Source organism: Caulobacter sp. Root1455, assembly GCF_001426905.1.
GTDB lineage: Bacteria > Pseudomonadota > Alphaproteobacteria > Caulobacterales > Caulobacteraceae > Caulobacter.
Genome location: NZ_LMFQ01000004.1, coordinates 37,455 through 52,980 on the forward strand (window position 1 = coordinate 37,455; position 15,526 = coordinate 52,980).

11 protein-coding genes are annotated in these 15,526 nt (G+C 68.7%); 4 read left to right on the plus strand and 7 right to left on the minus strand.

All coding sequences use genetic code 11. From position 1 onward, the window contains the following. Nucleotides 1-9: 9 nt before the first annotated feature. A complete protein-coding gene (locus ASD21_RS04145; RefSeq protein ID WP_056437181.1) occupies nucleotides 10-903 on the plus strand; it encodes an SDR family NAD(P)-dependent oxidoreductase in 894 nt (297 codons plus the stop codon). Further along, nucleotides 900-2,075 carry an acetyl-CoA C-acyltransferase gene (locus tag ASD21_RS04150; protein ID WP_056437184.1) on the plus strand — a complete coding sequence of 392 codons (1,176 nt, stop codon included), beginning with the start codon at nucleotides 900-902 and terminating at the stop codon, nucleotides 2,073-2,075. Before ASD21_RS04145 ends, ASD21_RS04150 begins: the two co-directional genes overlap by 4 nt. Here ASD21_RS04150 and ASD21_RS04155 read toward each other — a convergent pair whose 3' ends face one another. From ASD21_RS04155 to ASD21_RS04165, 3 genes are all read right to left on the minus strand, one after another. Then, a complete protein-coding gene (locus ASD21_RS04155; protein WP_056437187.1) occupies nucleotides 2,076-3,290 on the minus strand; it encodes a glycoside hydrolase family 27 protein in 1,215 nt (404 codons plus the stop codon). A 38-nt stretch (nucleotides 3,291-3,328) separates the two neighbouring features. Continuing rightward, nucleotides 3,329-4,861: a tryptophan halogenase family protein gene (locus ASD21_RS04160; protein WP_082554617.1), complete on the minus strand. Its 1,533-nt coding sequence runs from the start codon at nucleotides 4,859-4,861 to the stop codon at nucleotides 3,329-3,331. 80 nt (nucleotides 4,862-4,941) lie between these two features. Beyond that, complete coding sequence (locus ASD21_RS04165; RefSeq protein WP_056437191.1) at nucleotides 4,942-8,208, minus strand: TonB-dependent receptor; 3,267 nt, start codon at nucleotides 8,206-8,208, stop codon at nucleotides 4,942-4,944. 405 nt (nucleotides 8,209-8,613) lie between these two features. Here ASD21_RS04165 and ASD21_RS04170 point away from each other — a divergent pair, with 405 nt between their 5' ends. Beyond that, a complete protein-coding gene (locus ASD21_RS04170; RefSeq protein WP_156398287.1) occupies nucleotides 8,614-9,657 on the plus strand; it encodes a hypothetical protein in 1,044 nt (347 codons plus the stop codon). 156 nt (nucleotides 9,658-9,813) lie between these two features. Here the strand turns inward: ASD21_RS04170 and ASD21_RS04175 are convergent, their stop codons facing one another. Genes ASD21_RS04175 through ASD21_RS04190 form a run of 4 tightly spaced genes read right to left on the minus strand, consistent with a single transcriptional unit; the run spans nucleotide 9,814 to nucleotide 14,101 of the window. Continuing rightward, nucleotides 9,814-10,752, minus strand: a complete 939-nt coding sequence (locus tag ASD21_RS04175; RefSeq protein ID WP_056437194.1) for a transporter — start codon at nucleotides 10,750-10,752, stop codon at nucleotides 9,814-9,816. Next, nucleotides 10,753-12,204 (minus strand): dihydrolipoyl dehydrogenase family protein, encoded by a 1,452-nt coding sequence (locus ASD21_RS04180; protein ID WP_056437196.1) that lies wholly within the window; start codon nucleotides 12,202-12,204, stop codon nucleotides 10,753-10,755. After that, on the minus strand, nucleotides 12,201-13,550 hold the full coding sequence (locus ASD21_RS04185) for a Dyp-type peroxidase (RefSeq protein WP_056437198.1): 1,350 nt from the start codon (nucleotides 13,548-13,550) through the stop codon (nucleotides 12,201-12,203). Before ASD21_RS04185 ends, ASD21_RS04180 begins: the two co-directional genes overlap by 4 nt. Before the next feature lie 23 nt (nucleotides 13,551-13,573). Beyond that, nucleotides 13,574-14,101, minus strand: a complete 528-nt coding sequence (locus ASD21_RS04190; protein WP_056437201.1) for a hypothetical protein — start codon at nucleotides 14,099-14,101, stop codon at nucleotides 13,574-13,576. Between the two features lie 526 nt (nucleotides 14,102-14,627). Between ASD21_RS04190 and kduI the strand changes: the two genes are divergently transcribed. Beyond that, complete coding sequence (kduI, locus tag ASD21_RS04195) at nucleotides 14,628-15,509, plus strand: 5-dehydro-4-deoxy-D-glucuronate isomerase (RefSeq protein ID WP_268761065.1); 882 nt, start codon at nucleotides 14,628-14,630, stop codon at nucleotides 15,507-15,509. The last annotated feature ends 17 nt before the right edge of the window (nucleotides 15,510-15,526 follow it).

Consider the following 15,526-nt stretch of genomic DNA (forward strand, 5'->3'; position numbering starts at 1 on the left):
GGAAACCAGATGTCGCTCAAGGAACGCGTTGCGATCGTCACCGGCGCGGGAGGCGGCCTGGGCCGCGCCCACGCCCTGTTTCTCGCGCGGCGCGGCGCTCGGGTCGTCGTCAACGACATGGCCCAGGAGGCCGCCGACCGGGTCGCGGCCGAGATCGTCCAGGCCGGCTTCGAGGCCATGGCCGTCGTCGGGTCGGTCACCGACGAGGCGGCTGTCGACGCCATGGTCCGCCGCACGATGGAGCGGTGGGGCCGCGTCGACATCCTGGTCAACAACGCCGGGATCCTGCGCGACAAGAGCTTCGTCAAGATGGACCTGGAGGACTTCCGGCGCGTGATCGACGTCCACCTGATGGGCGCGGCGATCTGCACCAAGGCTGTCTGGGAGATCATGCGCGAGCAGCGTCACGGACGGGTGGTGATGACCACGTCCTCGTCCGGCCTCTACGGCAATTTCGGCCAGGCCAACTACGGCGCCGCCAAGATGGCCCTGGTCGGCCTGATGCAGACCCTGGCGATCGAGGGCGAGAAATACGGGATCCGGGTCAACTGCTTGGCCCCGACCGCGGCGACGGGGATGACCGAGGGCGTGCTGTCCGACGACAGCCTCGATCGCCTGGATCCGGCCCTGGTCAGCCCCGGCCTGCTGGCCCTGGTCGGCGACGAGGCCCCGACGCGGGCGATCCTCTGCGCCGGCGCGGGCCACTTCGCCGTGGCCAACGTCACGCTCACCGAAGGCCGCTATGTCGGCGCGGGCGACGAGGCTGCGGACGGCGTCGTGCGCCGGTGGGAAGAGATCGCCGATCGGTCCGGCGAGATCGTGCCGGCCTACGGCTTCACCCAGGCCGAGCGCGAGCTGGCCAGCGCCGGAATGGTCTCGCCGATCGCGGCGGTGCGGTCATGACGCGCGAGGCGGTTATCGTCTCGACGGCGCGCACGCCGATCGGACGCGCCTATCGCGGCGCCTTCAACGACACGCCGTCGCCGACCCTGGCGGCCCACGCGCTGAACGCCGCCGTCGAGCGGGCGGGGGTGGCCGGCGAGGAGATCGAGGACTGCCTGCTGGGCTGCTCCCTGCCGCAAGGCGTGCAGCACACCATCGGCCGCATGGCGGCGCTTCGGGCCGGCTTTCCGGTCACCGTTCCCGGCATGACCCTGGACCGGCAATGCTCGTCGGGCCTGATGACCATCGCGACCGCGGCCAAGCAGGTGATCGTCGACCGCATGGACATCGTCGTGGCCGGCGGCGTCGAGTCGATCTCGATGGTCCAGACGGGCGACCTGCGCGTCGACCGCGATCCGGCGCTCGCCGCCCGTTATCCCGACGCCTACATGCCGATGCTGGAGACCGCCGAGGTGGTCGCCGCGCGGTACGGCGTTTCGCGCGAGGACTGCGACGCCTACGGGTTGCGGTCCCAGCAACTGACGGCCGCCGCCCAGGCCGCCGGACGGTTCGACGCCGAGATCGTGCCGATGGCGGCGACCATGCGGGTCGTCGACAAGGCCACTCAGCAGGTCTGCTTCCAGGACGTCACCCTGACCCACGACGAGGGCATGCGCCCCGAGACGACCCTGGCGGGGCTGGCCTCGCTGAAGCCCGCCCTGCCGAACGGCACGGTCACGGCCGGCAACGCCAGCCAGCTGTCCGACGGAGCTTCGGCCTGCGTGGTGATGGAGGCGGGGGTGGCGGCGCGACGCGGCCTGGCGCCGCTGGGCCGCTATGTCGGCATGGCCGTGGCCGGGACTCGGCCCGACGAGATGGGCATCGGCCCGGTCTTCGCCGTGCCCCGCCTGCTGGAGCGCTTCGGCCTGGGCATGGACGACATCGGGCTGTGGGAGCTGAACGAGGCCTTCGCCGTCCAGGTGCTCTACTGCCGCGACCGGCTGGGCATTCCCGACGAACGCCTGAACGTCAACGGCGGCGCGATCTCGATCGGACACCCCTACGGCATGTCCGGGGCCAGGATGGTCGGGCACGCCCTGATCGAGGGCAAGCGTCGCGGCGCGCGCCACGTGGTCGTCACCATGTGCGTCGGCGGCGGCATGGGGGCGGCGGGCCTGTTCGAGGTGCTCTAGTTAGGGCGTGATCCTGACCATGACCACGCCGTGCGACGGCGTCGTCGCGGCGAACCGACCCTTCATCCTGCCCAGCCCCTTCTTGGCCCACAGGTCGCGGACCTCGGCCTTGAGGCCGGCGGGATAGCCGAGCTCGGTCCAGTCGACGGACACCGTCCGCGCCTCGGCGCCGCGGTTGAACAGGATCACCGCGCGACCGCCGTCCGCGAGTTGTTTGGACCAGACCTCCAGGTCGCCGTCGTCGCGGATGCGGCGGCCTTGGACGCCGAGCGCGTCCTGGTTCACCGCGATGACCTCGGTGTTCAGGAGGATGGCGCGCGTCGCTTCATCCATGTCGGCGATGTCGTTGCCGGCGATCAGCGGGGCGGCCATCAGCGCCCACAGGCTGAAGTGCGACTGGTACTCGGTGTTGGTCAGGCCGCCGTTGCCGACCTCCAGCATGTCCGGATCGTTCCAGTGGCCCGGGCCGGCGAAGGGGTAGAGCGGCTCGTTGAGGTCGACGATGCGCAGGACGCCCAGGGCGTAGTCGTACTTGCCGTCCCACTTGTCGGTGATGTCGCCGGTCGTGCGCCACAGGTTGCCGACGGCGCCGGCCCACAGCCACGGCTTGGCCGTGCCCCACTCGCACATCGAAAAGACGATGTCGCGGCCGGCTTCCCGCAGGGCGTCGGCCATCAGGGTGTAGGCCTCCTCGGCGTTGCGCGTGCCGGTCGAGCACCAGTCGTACTTGAGATAGTCCACGCCCCAGTCAGCATAGGTCTTGGCGTCCTGGAACTCGTGCCCCTGGCTGCCCGGCCGGCCGCCGCAGGTCAGCCGGCCAGCGTCCGAATAGATGCCGAACTTCAGGCCCTTGGCATGGACGTAGTCCGACAGCGCCTTGATGCCGCTGGGAAAGCGCTTGGCGTCATAGGTGATGAAGCCGCCGGCGTCGCGCGGGCCGTGCCAGCAGTCGTCGATCACGATGTACTCGTAGCCGGCCGCCTTCATGCCGTTCGAAGCCATGGCGTCGGCCATGCGGCGCACGGTCTGTTCGTCGATGTTGCAGGCGAATTTGTTCCAGCTGTTCCAGCCCATCGGCGGCTTCTGCGCCAGGCCGTTGGCGACCCGCGGCGGCGGGTCCTTGTCGGCGGCGACGGCGACCTGGGCGCCGGTCAGGGCCAGAGCCAGCGCGCCGACGATCAGGCAGGCGGCGGGACGCTTGAACAGGGTGGGCATGGAGGTTTCCTCTCGGGGGCGTGGCGGCGGCGGGTGGGTCACGCCGTGACGGGCTTGTCGGCGTAGCGCTCGAGCACGCGCCCGTGGCGCGGCATCTGGTCGACGACCCGGCGGCAGACCGCGCGCATATGTTCCAGGGTCGCGTACAGGGCGCGCTCGTCCATCAGGTCGGCCAGCGGGTCGTAGCCTTCCGGCTCCTGGCCCTGACCCATCATGATCGCCAGCCAGTTCGGCTCCTGGAAGATGGTCTGGTCCGGGAAGATGGTCAGGCCCCGGGTGCGGAACAGTTCGATCTTTTCCCGCAGCGAGTCCGGGATGGGCATGTGGCGCAGGCGGTCCCAGAACGGCTCTCCGACGCGTCCGTTGGCGTGGTAGTGATAGACGAGGAAATCGCGGATCTGCTCCATCTCCTGGCCCATGATCCGGTTGTAGAGATCCGCGGCCGCCGGATCGTTCCTGGCCTGGGGGAAGCTGGCCGCCAGCTTGATCAGGCCGTGCTGGATCAGGTGGATGGAGGTGGATTCCAGGGGCTCCAGGAAGCCGCTCGCCAGGCCGATGGCCGCGCAGTTCTTCACGCGCGACTGCTTGCGCCGTCCGGTCTTGAACCTCAGGAAGCGCGGCTCGGCCTCGGGCCTGTTGTCGGGATGCTCCCGCGCCAGGTTGGCCAGCAGGACGTCGGCGGCCTCGTCGTCGCCGATGTGGTCGCTGCAATAGACGTAGCCGTTGCCCGTGCGGTGTCGCAGCGGGATGCGCCACTGCCAGCCGGCGGTCAGGGCGGTGGCGCGGGTGTAGGGGACGGGGTCCTCGTACCGGGTCGAGGGCGCGGCCACCGCGCGGTCGGCCGGCAGCAGCGCCGACCAGTCGTCATGCCCGACCCCCAGCGCGCCCTCGATCAGCAGCGCCCTGAAGCCCGAGCAGTCGATGAAGAAATCGCCCTCCAGCGCCTGGCCGTCGTCGAGCAGCAGCGAGGCGATCGTGCCGTCCAGAGGGTCGAGATTGACCGCGCGAATGGTCCGCTCCAGCCGCCTGACCCCGCGCCCCTCGGCGATGCGCCGCAAGAGCTTGGCGTAGAGCGAGGCGTCGAAATGGTAGGCGTGGGCCATGGTCGTGCGCGGATCGCGCGGATCGTCCACGCGCCAATCGAAGCGCCCGCCCTTGGCGGCCAGGGCGCTCAGCGAGAACTCGGACAGATCGGGCCGGTAGCCGAGCTTGCGCGCGCGAAGCCAATAGGCGTGGAACGACACGCCGTTGATCGGTCCGCCATAGGACCCGAACGGGTGGAGGTAGCGGTGGTCGGGGTCGCGCCAGCCGACGAACTCGATGCCCAGCTTGAAGCTGCCTTGGGTGGCCGACAGCATCTCGGCCTCGTCGACGCCCGCCAGTTCGTTGAAGAAGGTGATCGGCGGGATCGTCGCTTCGCCGACGCCGATCGTGCCGATCTCGGCGGACTCCACCAGGGTGATCCGCATCTGATGCGGCGCGAACAGCTTGGAGAAGAAGGCCGCGGCCATCCATCCGGCGGTGCCGCCGCCGGCGATCACCAGATGCGAGATTTTCCCAGGGTTTCCCATGCCGCCTTCGCGTGTCGTTTGCGTCGAACCCCGCCGGCGGCGCGCCGGCGGGGTCTTCGGTCAAGAAGATCAGCTTGGACCTAGAATGTCCCGCGGACGATGAACGAGAAGCGGCGGTCGCTCACCGTCCAGCTGTGCTTGCGGACCAGGGCTTCGGAGAAGTTCCCCTGCGTGCCGAGGAACCAGGAGTCCCGCTGATCCATCTCCAGCACGGTCTTGGAGTTGAGCAGGTTGACCGCCTGGAAGCCCACCTTCACCTGGGGGGTGAGCGAATACAGAACCGAGCCGTCCAACTGGCCGTAGTCCTCGGCATAGACCGGCACCATCAGGTTCGAGGCCGAGGCGCTCATCAGGTAACGCGACCGCCAATTGTAGGCCAGGCGGGCGTCGACGCCGTATTTGCTGTACAGAAGCATCGCGTTGTAAGTGTAGCGAGACAACAGCTCCAGCGGCAGGTCCAGCTTCGAAGCATTGATCTGGGCGGCGTCGGTGGTGCTGCTGGTGGCGTTCTGGGTTCCCTTGCTGTCCAGTATGGTCGCATTGAATTCCGTGCCCAGACCGCTGAAGGCACCCGGCAGGAAGTCGTAGAATTGCTGGTACTGGAATTCCAAGCCGTAGATTTCGCCGTGACCCATGTTCTGGGGCACGGTTCCGACCGCCTGGACGGACTCGCCGTTGTCCTTGGTGATGGTCATCAAGGTCTGGCTGGACTGGATGTAGTCGTAGACATCCTTCTTGAAGACGCCCGTCGCCAGCATGCCGCCATGGAAGTACCACTCGCCCGACAGGTCGAACGAATTGGCGCGCATCGGCTTGAGGTTCGGATTGCCTGAGTAGAAACCAAAGGCGACGTCGGTGTGGTACTGCACGGCCTGGCCGCCGGCCGCCGCCGTGTCCAGTTGGGCCTGGGTATAGGGCTGGTTCGTTGTCGGGTTGATGATGTTGTCGGCCGTGGTGGCGTTGCGCGACTGCAAGGTGGCCGACATCGAAACCGATGGGTCCAGCTGGAAGAAGTCGGGCCGGACGATGTTCTTCGACGCGGCGAACCGGAAGAAGAGGTTGGGCCGGGCCTTCAGGCGCAGGTTCAGGCTGGGCAGGACGTCGGTGTAGTCGCTGCCGCCGACCGAGGCGAAGGGTTGGCCGTCGGCGAAGTCGATCTTGGCCTGGGCGGCGGGCGAGGCGAAGCGCTTCTGGCCCGGGTCGATGAAGCCGACCGTTCCGTAGCCCTGGCCGTCCACCTTGGACTTGACGACCCGCAGGCCGAAATTACCGTCCCAGCTCATCGCCTCGCCGCCCCAGGTCATGGGCAGGTTGTCGCCGCCGAAACGGACCTTGGCGTAGATCGCGCCGGTCTTTTCCCATTGGCGATTGACGCCGCGGCCGCCGGAATTGGCGAAGCTGGTGTTCACGTCGCCCAGGGGCCGCCAGTAGTTGATGCTGCCGGTCGGCGCGGCCCAGATTGGCATGTAGCTCATCATGGTGCCTTGCTTGAACGGGCTGTAGGTCCCGCCGGCGGGTGACCAGGACGGGATCGCGCCGTTCGGGCCGCCCGGCGGATAATAGCCGTACTCGCCGTCGTTATAGGCCGGCCCGCCGCCGGGGACCGGGCCGTTCCACACCACCTGGTCCAGATAGGTCGCCAGCGCCGCGGGGCTGCGCGCCAGGTCGAACGCCGGCATGATCAGCCCGGGGACGGAGGCGTCGCCCTTGAAGAAGTCGTCGAAGGCCACCGTGTCCTGGTGCTGGGTGTATTTGTCGGCCGTGGCGGTGACCCGCGTGGCCCACGGCGCCGAGATGAGCGCCCAGTTGTACCCGGCGTCGCGCGAGGTGGCGTCGCGCGAGGTGGCGCGGACGCCCAGCTTGATGTCCTTGATCAGCGAGTCGTCGTCGAAGTCGTAAGTCACGTCGAACTTGCCCGCATATTCCCGGGCGTCGTTGTCGTCGATGTGGTCCATCGCGGCGTAGAGGTTGAAGATCGACGGGTTGCCGGTGGCGTTCGTCATGGTGATCTTCGGCAGGTCGCCGGTCAGGTCCAGGCCGAACCCGCCGGGCTGGGTGACGGTGTTGTAGACCGTCACGTCGGTGCCCTCGCGATGCGAATAGACGTACTGCAGGTCGCCGGTCACGACGAACCGGTCGTTCCTCCAGTTGAAGCCCGCCGAAATGTCGTTGGTGTTGTCCTCGACCGTTCCGTAGCGGGTGCCCAGGTTCAGCAGGAACGAGTTGGCCACGCCGTTGCCGCCGCCGCCGCCGTCGACGAGCTGGCCGCTCAGGAAGTTGCCGTCCGCGTCGTACTTGAACGTCGTGCCGGCCGCCGGCCCCACCACGAACGACTGGTTGTTGGTCGACGAGCAGCAGGCCGAGGTCTGGGCGAAGCGGTCCTGGAAGGTCTGCTTGGCTTCGGTGCGGAAGAAGGTGGTGTAGAATTCGAGGTTGTCGTTGGGCCGGTACTGGAAGGCGGCGTAATAGCCCTCGCGCTTCCGGTCCTGGAGGTTGTTGCGGTACTGGATGCCGACCGGCACGAAGACGCGGCTCAGGGGCTGGCCCGCGATCGAATTGTCGCCGTTGAAGTTGAACGTGGCCCCGCCGTCATAGGACGATTGGACCCCGACCCCGTGGGCGTCGTACGGGTCGACGGCGATGGTGTTCACCGCGGTGTTCAGCTTCGAGCTCGACAGGCTGAGCAGCACCCCGAATTCGCCGCCGTCGGGGGTGTCGAAGCGGTCGCTGTAGAGAACGCTGCCTGACGGCGTGCCGTCCTTGCGCAGGTCGCCCCACGTGTAGTCGGCCGAGAAGGCCAGTTGGCGGTTCTTCTGGTCGAACGGCATGCGCGTGCGCAGGTTCACCGTGCCGCCCAGCCCGCCTTCGATGATGTCCGCCGACGGGTTCTTGTAGACGTCCACGCCGGCGAACAGCTCGGGCGTCACGTCTTCCCACGAGATGGCCCGGCCGCCGCGCGCCGAGAAGATGTCCCGGCCGTTGAGTTCGGAGCGAACCCAGGTCAGGCCGCGCACCTGGATGCCGGAACCCTCGGCGTTGAGGCGATCGACGTCCCGGGGCTGGGTGGTCCGACCGATGGTCACGCCGGGGACGCGCTGCAGCGCCTCGGTGATCGAGCGATCGGGCAGGCCGCCGATGTCCACGGCGGTGATCGAATCGACGATCTGTTCGGAATTCTTCTTCAGCTCCTGCGCCGTCTGGATGGCCTTGCGCTGGCCCACGACGACGACTTCGGAGACTTCCCCGCCGGAGGAGCCGCTCTTCCCCACCTCGCTCGACTGGGCGTGCGCCGTCGTGACAAGGATGCCCGAGGCCCAGGCCGCCGCGGCCGTGGACGCCAGCAACATATTCTTTTTATTGAGTAATTTCATGTTTCCTCTCCCAAAGTTCAGCACGCCTTGGCCCATTCGGGCTCTCTGCGTTCACCTAGCGCGCTGAAGTCGACCTTCAGGTCGTGGCCCCGACGTCACCGGCATTTTTTAATTAAGTTGTTTTTATTTAACTGGGTCACATTTATCGTACAAGAGGCAATCCGTACCGATGGTTTGCGAATTTGGCCCTGGTCCCGGGCTCGAACGGATTCTGGCCGCCGCGGCGTCGCGAGGGGGCGGAAGCGCGCCCAGCCAGCCAGCCGGATCGGCCGAGCCGATCTTCAACCCGCTTCTCCGGGTTGCGCCGGATATCCCCCGCGAACGCCCCCATGAATGATGACCGTCGACGAGGCGTCCTTGGGCGTCGCGAGGAGATCCGCCGTGACCATCGCTCCCGCGCGAACCTATAATCAGAACCACGTGGCGCGTGCGCCTACGCCGGGGAAGCGGCGGCTGAGCATCTATTGGACGTGGAGCTATCCCTGGGAGGCCCAGCGCGACCCGGCGGCCATGGAGAACCGCTTCTCCACCCTGACCGAGGTCCGCAACGTGCTATGGCCGCACTACGAGACCCCCGAGTGGAGCGCCGCGCGGTTCCTGCAGGGCATCGCCGGGACCCTGGAGCTGTTCCACAGATCCACCCTCAGCTTCCAGCGCATCGCCGAGGCGGCGACCGGCCACCCGGTGGCGGTGTTCCAGCGCGTGGACCAGGCGGGATTTCCCCAGCCGATCGACGAGCGGATCCTGGACGACACCGACACGCTGATGGTGTTCGGCCTGGACCACCTGCTGGCCGACCAGGAGGCCGACGTCGCCGAGGTGGAGGCGATCCGCCAATGGCTGAGGCGTGAAGGCACGTGCCTGCTGCTGGCGCCGCACCACGATGTCGGCTTCACCGACGACCTGGCCCAGCGGCAGATGGAGTATCTGCATCACGGCGACGCCCTGGTGCCCCGGCAGCAGCGGTTCGGGCGCTACACGCGCTCGCTAATCAAGGCGCTCGGCGTTCCGGTGCACAATATCTGGGGCCTGAGGCCGGCCCTGGTGAAGGGGACCAAGGACATCGCCCCGCTGACGGCCGCGCGCGACCTGGACCGGCTGGGGTTGCTCGCCAACGTCCCGACGCTGAATTTCCACCCGCATCTGCCGCACTACGAGGTGACCGGCGCCGACGCCGCGTCGATCCACGTGCTGGCCCGCCAGCCCGTCGACCTGGACCGGCCGCACCCGTTCACCGCCGCCGGCGCCACCGAGTTCAATTCGCTGCTGTGGATGCCGCCCCAGGGCGATCGGGCCGGCGACATCCTGGTCGTGGATTCCACCCACTTCACCACGCTGTTCGGCGGCACCGACAGCCTGGAGAGCTTCTGGCGAAACCTGGCCCTGATGGACAGCCGGAAGGCGACGGTCAGGCCGCACGTCTAGCGCGTATCGACATTCACGCTCGGTGCGTGGTCCTCGTCCTTCGACAGGCTCGGGATGAGGACCATTTACAGGCCTGAGCTGTAGAAAAACCTCATCCTGAGCTTGTCGAAGGACGAGGTTTTCGTCCCAGACGCTGAATGTCGATAGGCCTTAATGTCAGAACGGCAGGACCAGGGCCGCGCGGAAGAACCCGCCGTCCGGGCCGTCGTCGTCGCGCTCGATCACCTGCTGATAGGTCAGGATCAGGGTCGCGCGCGGGTCCAGCACCCAGCCGACCGAGCCGCCGGCCGACCAGCCGTGCGTGGCGTCGCCGGCCGCGACGCCGTCCGTCGTGGTCTCGCCGCCCCGGCGATAGAGCAGGTCGGCCGACAGCCATGTGGTTGGGTCGAGGTTGTGCGTCAGGTGCCCCTCGACGCTGAACAGCGTGTCCTTCGAACTGCGGTCCGCGCCGTAGGGGTCGTCGTTGTCCGCGTAGACGGTGAGGGTGGGGAAGACCTCCAGGGTCGTCAGCCTCGGGTCGCGATAGGACGTCCCCCAGGCGAAACCGGTCGGCAGCCCGATCTGGAAGGCGTGGCGGTTCGAGCCCAGGTTCACCGGCTTGGCGGCGCTGTAGGCGCCGGTCGGGAAGTAGACCTTAGCGAACAGGCCGGCGCTGAAGCCGGGCTTGAACCGGGCGTAGTCGGCGGGCGACAGGGCCGGGGAGCCGATCAGCCCCAGGACGCCGCCGACCTGCAGGTCGCCGAAGCCGGAACTGGAGGCCGGCGGGGTGACGCCGTCATTGATCGAGAACTTCGTCCGGCCGGCGGGCAGGATGACGAACGGGGCGAACTGCCGCCCGCCCAGGCTCAGGGTCGTCACGTAGCGCAGGATCACCAGGTCGGTGTCGATGTCGGAGCCGGGAATGACCGTCCCGACCTCCGGCTCCTCGTTGCCGCGCTTGACCACCGCGAAGCCGGTCCAGGCCTGGGCGCCTTTCGGCGCCAGCTGGTAGACGCGGGGGCCGTCGTCCTGGGCCCGCGCGGTCGGCGCCGCCAGGATCGCCGCGGCCAGCAGAGCCGCGCCGCCGCGCGCTCGAACGGAAAGCGGCGCGCCCATTCACGTGAAGGCGGCGGCCGGAGGAAGCTCGGCGTCCCCGGTGGCGGTTCGGTTCAACTGATAGGTCGCGCTGGCGGCGACCCGGCCCAGGACGCCGGCATAGGTGGGGAACGAGAACGGCACCTGGGCCAGCCCGTCGACGCCCAGGCCCGCGGCCATCGCCACCGCCGCCAGCTGCACGATGTCGACGGCCCGCTCCCCGACCACGTGGCAGCCGAGAATGCGGCGGGTCGGCCGGTCGATGACCAGCTTGCAGAACCCCTCGGTCCGGCCGTCGATGATCGGCCGGGTGGCGGCGGCGAAGTCCACGCTGACCGCCAGGACCTCGTGTCTGGCGCGGGCGGCGGCCTCGGTCAGCCCGACCTGGGCGTATTCGGGCTGGGTGAAGCTGCCGACGGGCGCGACCTGGTCCGCCGCCGGGGAGGCGGCGCCGGTGACGGCGTTGGCGGCGGCCAGCAGGCCGGCTCGCATCGCCTGCGGGACCAGCATCAGGCGGCCGGTCACGTCACCGGCCGCGAAGACATGGGGCGCGGTCGTGCGCAGGGCTTCGTCCACCTGGATGAAGCCGCGGGCGGTGGTCTCGACGCCGGCGGCCGCCAGGTTCATCGCCCCGGTGTCGGCCGACCAGCCGACGGCGGCGACCACCAGTTCGGCCTCGGCGGCGCGGCTCTGGCCATCCTTCGAATAGTTCATCCGCACGCCCGACGCCGTGCGCTCGAACGAGTCGATCGCGCCGAAGCCCTCGTGCACCACGACGCCCGAGGCGCGAAAGCCGGCGGCGACGGCGGCCGACACGGCCTCGTCCTCGGTGGGCAGGATGCGCTCGCCCGCCTGGAACAGCTGGACCTTCGTGCCGAGGGCGTTGAACACCGAGGCCACCTGGGCGCCGGTGGCCCCCGCGCCCACCACCAGCATGGACCCGGGCGCGGCCGACAGGCTCCAGGCGTCGCTGTGGGTGCAGGTCAGGTCGAAGCCGGGCAGGTCGAGGCGTCGGCTGACGCCGCCCGTGCAGATGACGACCCGGTCGGCGCGGAGCCGCAGGCCGTCGGCGGTTTCGAGGGTGTGGGCGTCGATGAAGCGCACGTCGCCGACGTGCTCGCGGACGGTCACGCCCAGGGCGTCGATCTGGGGGCGCAGGGCCGAATGACGGTTCACGTCCTCGACCACCTCGGCGACCCGGGCCAGCAGGCGCGGATAGTCCAGCGACGCCGCGCCGGCCAGGACGCCGTAGCGTTCCAGCTGCCGGGCCTCGCGCACCAGGCGCGCGGCGTGGGCCAGGGTCCGGACCGGCACGGGCCCGTCGTTGGCCGCCATGCCGCCGAACGCGCCGCGGGTGACCAGGGTCGTCCGCGCCCCCAGGTCCGCCGCGCGCAGCGCCGCCAGCACGCCGGCCGGACCGGCGCCGATGACGACGACGTCCATCTCCTTGAGAGGCATGGATTCGGCGCTCATGGGGTCGGCGCCGGGGTTTGCAGATCGGCCAGCCAGCGCAACGCGCTGAGGCTGGGCATGAAGCAATACTCGCCCCCCCGCGTGACGACGAACTGGGGCAGGCCTTTCAGGCGCCGGGGGATCGGGCGCCTGGGAATGGAGAAGACCTCGTCGCCGTCGACCGTCGCCGCCACCGGGTCCCGCGCCCCGGCCAGGCCCGCGAAGACGCCGTCATTGATCCATTCGGACTGGACGAACTCGAACTGCCGCTTGGGGTGCGCGCCGACGAAGGTGAACATCAGCCCGCGATCGGCGCCGTCGTCCTCGGTGACGCCCTTGGGCAGCAGGGGGCCGTAGGCGGCGCCGCGCCGGATCATCCGGTGCAGCCGGACCTCGCCGGCGATATTCGCGTCGCGCGGATTGGCGCGCCGGACGTGCGAGCCCAACGGCGTCAAGTATCCCGCGGGGTCGTCGGCGTAGAGGAAGTCGTTGTTGCGCTTGGGGTCGGCGCCGATCGCCGGGTCGTCGTGGAGCGGGCACAGGGCCAGGGGCGCGCCGCTGCGCCAGCGCCCCATCATCTTGGCGGCGACCAACTCCTCGTCCTGCGGCCCCGAGGCCTGGTCCTGGATGTATCGGCGAAACCGCGCGACCCGCTGGTGCAGCTTGCGGAACACGACATAGGTCCCGTTTCGGCCGAGGACCTCGGGTTGCGGAACCGAGGCGAAGCCGCCCATCTCGTCCCGGTAGCCGAGGACGAACTCGCCCGCCTTGAGGGGCGTCTCGTGGGGATCGGTCCCAGGGATGCCGCTGCCCTCGATCGCCGGATGGTTGATGCCGTCCCGGAAGCCGAACGGTTCGGTCTCGTCGGGCAGGGCGTGGCAGTCCTGCCGCCAGATGGCGGTGACCCCGCCCAGCGCCTCGTACGCCGCGCGGGCCCGATCCAGCGCCGCCGCCAGGGTCTGGCTGTTCGGAGCCACGGCCACCATGACGACATGGACCTCCGGCCCGCCCAGGGGCGCTTCCCAGTGTTCGGGGCTGCTTTCGCCGGTGTCTCTCAGGGCGCCCGCCCGCGCCTTCATCCCCTGCTGGAACTCCCAGGCGAAACCCTCGAGCGACGCCTGGGGCACGCCCAGCGCCTTCAGGCCCTGGAAGGTGAGGGCGACGCTGACCCAGGCGGCGCCCGCCGGGCTCTGGGGATCGGCGGCCGAGCCGACGACCCGGCTGAACCGCTCCATCAGCTCTCGGCCGGCCGCGGCCTGGTCGATCCGGAACAGGATATAGGTCGCCGCATAGGGGCTGGGGCGCGGGCGAAGCACGCCGCTCTGGATGTCTGCCAGCTCCAGCGGGCTGTCCATGGGCGGGCTCATGGCGATCTCCCGAGGCCGTCAGGCTACTGCATCTGGTCGAGCATCTCGGTGAAGGCCGCCTTCAGGGCCAGCGCCTTCTTGATCTCGTCGGCGCTGACGTACGGGTACTCGCCATACTCCATGAAGCTGGGGCACTGATGCGCCCGGACGAACTTGATGAACGCCTCCGGGTTGGTCTTCCAGTCCTCGGGAAAGCCTTCGAGGTTCTCGAAAATGGTGTTGAGCCCGGACTTCTTGAACAGCTCGATCGCGTCCTCGGTGTACTTGTCGAAATCGGTGTCGAAGATGCCCTGGTACATGAACCGGGTGTCGTCATCGAACAGCACCCAGCGCAGATAGTGCAGCTTGAGCGGGGCCAGGAAGTTGGGGTCGCCCTCCAGGGCCGCGACGATCTTGTTTCCATAGCCGCGGATCGCCTCGGCCGTGCCGGGCTTGACCCTGGCGATGATGGTGAAGCCGTAGCAGGCCGGCGTCCTGGGCCAGACGGGTCCGTGCTTGCCCATCTCCCAGCTTGGATCGTGCTTGGGGATCACCGCGGCGGCTGGATGCATTGGGACACCTGAGCGCTAGACGCCGATCCAGGAGGGCCTCGGCGTTCGGCTAATGGCGCGACGCTAGGGCTCTGGCCCCAAGGGCGTCGATTAGGTGTAACCCTGAGCGGACGCCGTCGGCGGCTTTAGACGCGCGCTCGCCAGCGCAGACGCCTGGCCGACCGAGATGCCGATCCCGGCGCGCTGATCTGGGGCCGGACGGCGCCCGAGGGGCCGATCGACACCGGCGGGCGCACTGGCGCGTCCCCCAACGTTTCAGATCGTTGGAGGGCGCCGCGATAGTCGATACGGCGTAGTGCCCAGCCGACTGGGAACAAGGCGGTGGGCAAGCAATCGACTGACAGGCGGCCGATCATCCATTCCGATTTATGGCCTTGTGTTTCAAATCTGCATTTGTAATACCAATACCATGGGGCGGGTCGGCGATTTGCGCGCGGGTCGGGAGGGGTTTGTGGCCAGCGGCAAGAGCGTACGGACCTTCGGCGTGGACCGGGGGAGTCGTTGGGCGACCCTGACGGATTCGCCCGTGTCGGGCGGTAGGAACGCCAAGGCGTCGGGACCGTTCGCCCAGGTCTTCCACGCCACCCATCCGGACATGATGGCCAGCGCAAGCTCGCAGGACCTGCGAGATCGCTACCTTGTCGAACGCCTTTTCGCGCCCGAAGCGGTGACCCTGAACTATCTGCACCAGGAACGCCTGGTGATCGGCGGCGCGGCCCCGCTGCTTCAGGAGATCGCCCTGCCGGTCCAGACCGAGCCGCCCTCCCACAGCGGAGCGCCCTTCCTGGCGTCGCGCGAAATGGGGCTCGTCAATGTCGGCGAGGGGACAGGGCGGGTCACGGTGGACGGCGCTGTCCATGTGCTCGAACCCCTGGACGCCCTCTATATCGGTCGCGGAGCGGCCGACGTGCGGTTCGCGAGCCGGGATCCCGCCGCGCCCGCGCGGTTCTACCTCGCCTCGACGCCGGCCCATGCCGCCTTCGAGACCCGCGCCGTCTCGACCCGCGCGGCGATCCCGCTGGAACGCGGCGCGTCTGAGACCTCGAACCACCGCATCATCTACCAACTGGTCGTGCCGGGGGTGTGCGCCTCGGCACAGCTTCTTCTGGGCCTGACGATCCTCAAGCCCGGCAGTGTCTGGAACACCATGCCGCCCCACCTGCATGATCGCCGGTCCGAGGCCTATTTCTACTTCCGGCTCGGGCCCGAGGATCGCGTCTTCCACTTCATGGGCGCGCCCGACGAGACACGCCACCTGGTCGTGGAAAACGAACAGGCGGTGATTTGTCCGCCCTGGTCGGTGCACTGCGGCGCGGCGACCTCGAACTATGCCTTCATCTGGGCGATGGGCGGCGAGAACCTCGACTATCACGACATGGACCAGCTCGACATCTGTCAGCTGCGCTAGGCCCGATCCCGGCGCGA

Bases quoted from the DNA above. Each gene is read 5' to 3' on its own strand.
- ASD21_RS04145 (WP_056437181.1), top strand. From the start codon at position 10: ATGTCGCTCAAGGAACGCGTTGCGATCGTCACCGGCGCGGGAGGCGGC.
- ASD21_RS04150 (WP_056437184.1), top strand. From the start codon at position 900: ATGACGCGCGAGGCGGTTATCGTCTCGACGGCGCGCACGCCGATCGGA.
- ASD21_RS04155 (WP_056437187.1), bottom strand. From the start codon at position 3,290: ATGCCCACCCTGTTCAAGCGTCCCGCCGCCTGCCTGATCGTCGGCGCG.
- ASD21_RS04160 (WP_082554617.1), bottom strand. From the start codon at position 4,861: ATGGGAAACCCTGGGAAAATCTCGCATCTGGTGATCGCCGGCGGCGGC.
- ASD21_RS04165 (WP_056437191.1), bottom strand. From the start codon at position 8,208: ATGTTGCTGGCGTCCACGGCCGCGGCGGCCTGGGCCTCGGGCATCCTT.
- ASD21_RS04175 (WP_056437194.1), bottom strand. From the start codon at position 10,752: ATGGGCGCGCCGCTTTCCGTTCGAGCGCGCGGCGGCGCGGCTCTGCTG.
- ASD21_RS04180 (WP_056437196.1), bottom strand. From the start codon at position 12,204: ATGAGCGCCGAATCCATGCCTCTCAAGGAGATGGACGTCGTCGTCATC.
- ASD21_RS04185 (WP_056437198.1), bottom strand. From the start codon at position 13,550: ATGAGCCCGCCCATGGACAGCCCGCTGGAGCTGGCAGACATCCAGAGC.
- ASD21_RS04190 (WP_056437201.1), bottom strand. From the start codon at position 14,101: ATGCATCCAGCCGCCGCGGTGATCCCCAAGCACGATCCAAGCTGGGAG.